Annotated in this window: 5 protein-coding genes; all 5 read right to left on the bottom strand. The window is 60.7% G+C overall.

Translation table 11 applies throughout. The annotated features are described in order from the left end of the window. Positions 1-134: 134 nt before the first annotated feature. The 5 genes from ACIO0C_RS29125 to cysM all read right to left on the bottom strand — a co-directional run bounded on the left by ACIO0C_RS29125 (position 135) and on the right by cysM (position 6,293). Complete coding sequence (locus ACIO0C_RS29125; RefSeq protein WP_008062859.1) at positions 135-677, bottom strand: DUF2058 domain-containing protein; 543 nt, start codon at positions 675-677, stop codon at positions 135-137. Positions 678-705: 28 nt separating this feature from the next. Beyond that, complete coding sequence (gene mazG / locus ACIO0C_RS29120) at positions 706-1,539, bottom strand: nucleoside triphosphate pyrophosphohydrolase (protein ID WP_401317647.1); 834 nt, start codon at positions 1,537-1,539, stop codon at positions 706-708. A 134-nt stretch (positions 1,540-1,673) separates the two neighbouring features. Beyond that, on the bottom strand, positions 1,674-3,917 hold the full coding sequence (relA, locus tag ACIO0C_RS29115; protein ID WP_401317644.1) for a GTP diphosphokinase: 2,244 nt from the start codon (positions 3,915-3,917) through the stop codon (positions 1,674-1,676). A 121-nt stretch (positions 3,918-4,038) separates the two neighbouring features. Beyond that, positions 4,039-5,391, bottom strand: a complete 1,353-nt coding sequence (gene rlmD, locus ACIO0C_RS29110; protein ID WP_401317642.1) for a 23S rRNA (uracil(1939)-C(5))-methyltransferase RlmD — start codon at positions 5,389-5,391, stop codon at positions 4,039-4,041. Continuing rightward, positions 5,391-6,293 (bottom strand): cysteine synthase CysM, encoded by a 903-nt coding sequence (gene cysM / locus ACIO0C_RS29105; RefSeq protein WP_401317641.1) that lies wholly within the window; start codon positions 6,291-6,293, stop codon positions 5,391-5,393. Before cysM ends, rlmD begins: the two co-directional genes overlap by 1 nt. Positions 6,294-6,398 lie beyond the last annotated feature (105 nt).

Below are 6,398 nucleotides of genomic sequence, written 5' to 3'. Positions count from 1 at the left end.
CGTCCAAGGCCTTCGAGGCCAAGGACGGTGAAGATTTCAAAGACCCGGTTTCCAGTGGACCGTAAGGCTGCTCCGCTTAAGTGAACAGCATTACGCCATGAGCGGGGTTTGTCATTGTTGCAGCCGTCAACCGCTTACCACATCAGATCATCCGGGATCTGATAGGCCGCGTACGGATCGTCCTCGGCGGCAACTTCTTCGGTCTTCACATTCAGCTGCACGATACGTTGCGGATCGCGCTCCTGGATCTTCAGGGCCGCTTCACGGGGAATCACTTCGTAGCCGCCGGCGTGATGCACGATGGCCAGCGAACCGTTGCTCAGCTTGTTACGCATCAAGGTGTTGACCGAGAGGCGCTTGACCTTCTTGTCGTCGACGAAGTTGTAGTAATCCTCGGTCGTCAACTTGGGCAGACGCGTGGCTTCGATCAATTGCTTGATCTGCGCGACACGGGCCTTGGCCTCGACTTTTTCCTGCTGCTGGCGGTTGAGTTCCTGGTCGCGCTTGACCTTCTCGGCCATGGCTTCCTGGGCCGCACGCTGCTGGGAGTCATCCAGCTCTATCTGGCCTTTGTGGGCCAAACGCTGCTGTTTCTGTTTGTCTTTGCTGACCTGCTTGGCCTGCTTCTGGTTGACCAGCCCTGCTTTGAGCAACTGGTCGCGAAGGGAAATGCTCATGGTGCTTATTACTCACTTAGGCAACTGCTCAACCGCAGCTGGGCACATTCTTTTCCTGACGTTTGGCTTCACCCCACAGGGCGTCCAACTCTTCGAGGGTGCAATCTTCCATGGGACGGTGGGTGTCGCGCAATGCCTGTTCGATAAAACGGAAGCGTCGTTCGAACTTGCCGTTGGCGCCACGCAGCGCGGTTTCCGGATCGACCTTGAGGTGACGCGCCAGATTGACCACGGAAAACAGCAGATCGCCGACTTCATCGGCAATTGCCACCGAGTCGTTGTCGGCCATCGCTTCGAGTATTTCATCGAGCTCTTCCCGGACCTTGTCCAGGACGGGCAAGGCATCAGGCCAGTCGAAACCGACCTGCCCTGCACGCTTTTGCAGCTTGGCCGATCGAGACAACGCCGGCAGCGCGGCGGGGACGTCATCGAGCAAGGACAACTGTTGCGGCGCGACGGATTTCTCCGCGCGCTCTTCAGCCTTGATCTCTTCCCAGCGCTGCTTGACCTGCTCTTCATTCAAGCGCGGTACATCCAGCGGCGCATACAGATCACCGGTGGGAAATACATGCGGGTGACGGCGGATCAGCTTGCGGGTAATGCTGTCGACCACGCCTGCGAACTCGAAACGCCCCTCCTCCCGAGCCAGCTGGCTGTAATAAACCACCTGGAACAGCAAATCCCCCAACTCGCCCTGCAAATGATCGAAGTCCCCGCGCTCGATGGCGTCAGCGACCTCATAGGCTTCCTCGAGGGTGTGCGGGACGATGGTCGCGTAGGTTTGCTTGATGTCCCACGGGCAACCGTACTGCGGGTCGCGCAGGCGGTTCATCAGGTGCAGCAGGTCTTCAAGTGAATACATCTGTCAGTCTCTTTGCGCTCCCTGTAGGAGCGAGCTCGCTCGCGATGGACCTTAACGATGACGCGTGCAGTCCGGATAGACGCCCCGCCCTCTGGTTCTTCGCGAGCAAGCTCGCTCCTAAAGTAAAGCTCGACTCAAGGGGTTCGGTTACGCCGGGTTTCGATGATGTTCGGCAGCTGGGAAATCCGCCCCAGCAAGCGCCCCAGCGCGTCCAGCCCCGGAATCTCGATGGTCAGGGACATCAACGCGGTGTTGTCCTCCTTGTTCGAGCGGGTATTGACCGCCAGCACGTTGATCCGCTCGTTGAGCAGCACCTGCGAGACGTCACGCAGCAATCCGGAACGGTCGTAGGCACGGATGACAATGTCCACCGGATAGGTGAGCACCGGTACCGGCCCCCAACTGACCTGGATGATCCGCTCCGGCTCGCGCCCGCCCAATTGCAGCACCGAGGCGCAATCCTGGCGGTGGATACTGACGCCACGGCCCTGGGTGATGTAGCCGACGATCGCATCCCCCGGCAGCGGCTGGCAGCAGCCCGCCATCTGGGTCATCAGGTTGCCCACACCCTGGATCTGGATATCGCCACGCTTGCCCGGTTTGTAGCCGGTGGCCTTGCGTGGGATCAGTTCCAGCTGTTCGTTGCCGCGCTCCGGCTCGACCAATTGCTGCGCCAGGTTGACCAGTTGCGCCAGGCGCAGGTCGCCGGCACCGAGCGCGGCAAACATGTCCTCGGCGGTTTTCATGTTGGCCTTGTCGGCCAGCTTGTCGAAATCCACCGCCGGCAGACCGAGGCGATTGAGTTCACGTTCCAGCAGGGTTTTACCCGCCGCGACGTTCTGATCACGGGCCTGCAACTTGAACCAGTGAACGATCTTCGCCCGCGCCCGTGACGTGGTGACGTAACCCAGGTTCGGGTTCAGCCAGTCGCGGCTCGGGGTGCCGTGCTTGCTGGTGATGATCTCGACCTGTTCACCGGTTTGCAGGCTGTAGTTGAGTGGCACGATGCGCCCGTTGATCTTGGCGCCACGGCAGTTGTGACCGATCTCGGTGTGCACGCGGTAGGCGAAGTCCAGTGGCGTCGCACCCTTGGGCAAATCGATGGCGTGACCGTCCGGGGTGAAGATGTAGACCCGGTCGGGTTCGATATCGACCCGCAGTTGTTCGGCCAAGCCGCCAATGTCGCCCAGCTCTTCGTGCCACTCGAGCACCTGACGCAACCAGGAGATTTTTTCTTCGTAGTGATTGGAGCCGGACTTGACGTCGGTACCCTTGTAGCGCCAGTGCGCGCAGACACCGAGTTCCGCCTCTTCATGCATGGCGTGGGTACGGATCTGCACTTCCAGCACCTTGCCCTCGGGCCCGATCACGGCGGTATGCAATGAGCGATAGCCGTTCTCTTTCGGGTTGGCGATGTAGTCGTCGAACTCTTTGGGGATGTGCCGCCACAGGGTGTGGACGATGCCGAGCGCGGTGTAGCAGTCGCGCATTTCCGGCACCAGCACACGCACGGCCCGCACGTCGTAGATCTGGCTGAATTCCAGACCCTTGCGCTGCATCTTGCGCCAGATCGAATAGATATGTTTGGCCCGGCCGCTGATATCAGCATCGACCCCGGTGGCCTGCAACTCGTTTTTCAGCTGGCTCATCACGTCGCTGATGAAGCGCTCGCGATCCAGTCGCCGCTCGTGGAGCAACTTGGCGATCTGCTTGTACTGGTCTGGCTCCAGGTAACGGAAGGACAGGTCTTCCAGTTCCCACTTGATGTGACCGATACCCAGGCGATGGGCGAGCGGCGCGTAGATGTCGAACACCTCGCGGGCGACGCGGTTGCGCTTTTCGTCATCGGCGGTTTTCACCGCACGGATCGCACAGGTACGTTCGGCCAGTTTGATCAGGGCGACGCGAACGTCGTCGACCATGGCCACCAGCATCTTGCGCAGGTTTTCCACCTGGCCCTGAGTACCCATCACCATGGATTTACGCGGGCTCAGGCTGTCGCTGATCGCCGCCATGCGTTGCACACCGTCGATGAGTTTGGCGACTACGGGACCAAAGCGCTGGCTGACCGCTGGCAACGGGATCTGGCCTTCACGCACGCCACGGTAGAGAACCGCGGCAACCAGCGAATCCTGATCGAGCTTGAGGTCGGCGAGAATCTCGGCGATCTCAAGGCCGGTGCGGAAACTCGAAGTCCCTTCGGACCATAAATTCTTCGCCGCATTGGCTTGTTGTTCGGCCTCGCGAGCGTACTCGCAGGCTTCTTTCAAGGCTTCGCGATCCAGTGCCAGATCGACACTGACCGCGTGATCGAGCCAAGCCTCGAGATTGATACTGCCGTCGGTGTTGATCGGCTGGTGTGCTCTCACCTGTACCATCTTGCTTACCTTCCCTACGACGCAGATTCAATGCGTCAAATCGCTGACCTTCGTTGCCCATGAGCCCACGTCGGGCTGGTACGCGGCTGCACGGGCGGGCCAGTCGGACCAGACGAGCATCCTAGCTCGCTTCAAATAACGCCATGGCTTCGACATGTGCCGTCTGAGGAAACATATCGAGAATCCCGGCACGTTTTAACCGGTAGCCCTGCTTGATCAATTCAATGGTGTCGCGCGCCAGGGTTGCCGGGTTGCACGACACATACACCAACCGCTCGGCTCCCAGGGACTTGAGCTTGCGCACGACCTCGAAAGCGCCGTCACGCGGTGGGTCCAAGAGTACCGCACAAAAGCCTTCACGCGCCCATTCGGCATCGGTCAAAGGCTGGGATAAATCGGCCTGAAAAAACTGCACATTATTCAGATTGTTGCTGACAGCATTCGCGGCTGCGCGATCGACCATCACCTGCACACCCTCCACCGCCACGACTTCGCGAACGGCCTTGGCCAGCGGCAATGCAAAGTTACCCAACCCACAGAATAGATCGAGAACTCGCTCATCGGCTTGCGGTTTCAGCCAGTCCAGCGCCTGGGCCACCATGGCTTCGTTGACCCCGGCATTGACCTGGATGAAATCCCCAGGCCGATACGCCAGATTCAAATCCCACTGTTCAAGACGATAGCCCAAGGACTGATCGGCCTCGACCGGCTGCGGTTCGCTCTCACCGTGCAGCCACAACTGAGCCTCGTGGAACGCGCAGAAATCCTTGAGGATGGTCATGTCGCTTTCGGACAACGGCGCCATGTGCCGCAGCAAAACCGCCAGCGATGAGCCGCTGAACAGCTCCACGTGCCCGAGTGCCTGAGGCTTGCTCAAACGCCGCAGCATCTCCGGCAAGCGGGTCATGATCGGTTGCAAGGGCTGTACCAACACCGGGCATTCATCGATGGCGACGATGTCATGACTGCCGGCGGCGCGGAAACCGACTTCGAGCTTCTTCGCTTTCATGTCCCAGCGCACCGCTACCCGGGCGCGACGGCGGTAAGCGAATTCCGGGCCGCTCAAAGGCGCGGCCCATTCTTCTGGCTCGACACCGGCGACCCTGGTCAATTGCTCGGCGAGCATGCGCTGTTTCAGGGCGAGTTGTTCGCTGTGCGGCAGATGTTGCACGCTGCAGCCACCACAACGAGCGGCATGGGCGCACGGCGCCGGGCGGCGCAGTTCGCTGGCCTTGAATACCCGTTCGGTACGCGCCTCGACCACTTTGCCGTGGGCGCCGAGCACCCGCGCCTCGACTTCTTCACCGGCCAGTGCGCCGATGACGAACCAGGTTCGACCTTCGAAAAACGCGATGCCGCGACCGTCGTTGGCCAGGCGCTCGATGCTCAGGCGCTGCTTTTTGCCGGTCGGGACTTGCGGGGCCTTGCTGCCGCCCGCGGGCTGGAAGCGCAGGCCTCTCTCATGCTTGGCCATCAGTTGGGCGCGTCGAAAATGCCGGTCGACAGGTAACGGTCGCCACGGTCGCAGATGATCGCCACGATCACCGCGTTTTCAACTTCTTTAGACAGACGCAGCATCGCTGCCACAGCACCGCCGGATGACACACCACAGAAGATGCCTTCTTCGCGGGCCAGTCGACGGGTCACGTCTTCGGCTTCGCTCTGGGCCATATCGACGATGCGGTCCACGCGATCGGCCTGGTAGATCTTCGGCAGATACTCCTGGGGCCAGCGCCGGATACCCGGAATCGCCGAACCTTCCATCGGTTGCAGACCGATGATCTGCACGCGCTCGTTCTGCTCTTTCAAGTAGCGCGAGACGCCCATGATGGTGCCGGTGGTGCCCATGGAGCTGACGAAATGGGTGATGGTGCCCTGGGTCTGGCGCCAGATTTCCGGACCGGTGGTGGTGTAGTGCGCCTCCGGATTGTCACCGTTGGCGAACTGATCCAGCACCTTGCCGCGGCCCTCTGCTTCCATACGCTGGGCGAGGTCGCGGGCCCCTTCCATGCCTTGCTCCTGGCTGACCAGAATCAGCTCGGCGCCATAAGCGGTCATGGCGGCCTTGCGTTCGGCGCTGGAGTTGTCCGGCATGATCAGGATCATCTTGTAACCCTTGATCGCGGCGGCCATGGCCAGCGCGATCCCGGTGTTACCCGAGGTCGCTTCGATCAATGTATCGCCGGCATGGATCTGCCCGCGCAACTCGGCACGGGTGATCATCGACAGCGCCGGACGGTCCTTGACCGAACCCGCCGGGTTGTTCCCTTCGAGCTTGAGCAAAAGGGTGTTGCTGGTTTCGCCGGGCAGGCGCTGCAAACGGACCAGCGGAGTGTTGCCGACGCAATCGGCGATGGTTGGGTACTGCAAGGTCATGGCGTATTCGCAATCCAGACTGCGGGGGCGCCTATCATACCGGCAAACCTCGCAAGGCCATATCACGCAAAGTGTGGTGCTTATGGTTTATGGGAATAAGCGGCT

The organism is Pseudomonas sp. NPDC087336, assembly GCF_044744285.1.
Taxonomy (GTDB): Bacteria; Pseudomonadota; Gammaproteobacteria; order Pseudomonadales; family Pseudomonadaceae; genus Aquipseudomonas.
This window is presented reverse-complemented; position numbering and strand designations above follow the sequence as displayed.

Bases quoted from the DNA above. Each gene is read 5' to 3' on its own strand.
- ACIO0C_RS29125 (WP_008062859.1), bottom strand. From the start codon at position 677: ATGAGCATTTCCCTTCGCGACCAGTTGCTCAAAGCAGGGCTGGTCAAC.
- mazG (WP_401317647.1), bottom strand. From the start codon at position 1,539: ATGTATTCACTTGAAGACCTGCTGCACCTGATGAACCGCCTGCGCGAC.
- relA (WP_401317644.1), bottom strand. From the start codon at position 3,917: ATGGTACAGGTGAGAGCACACCAGCCGATCAACACCGACGGCAGTATC.
- rlmD (WP_401317642.1), bottom strand. From the start codon at position 5,391: ATGGCCAAGCATGAGAGAGGCCTGCGCTTCCAGCCCGCGGGCGGCAGC.
- cysM (WP_401317641.1), bottom strand. From the start codon at position 6,293: ATGACCTTGCAGTACCCAACCATCGCCGATTGCGTCGGCAACACTCCG.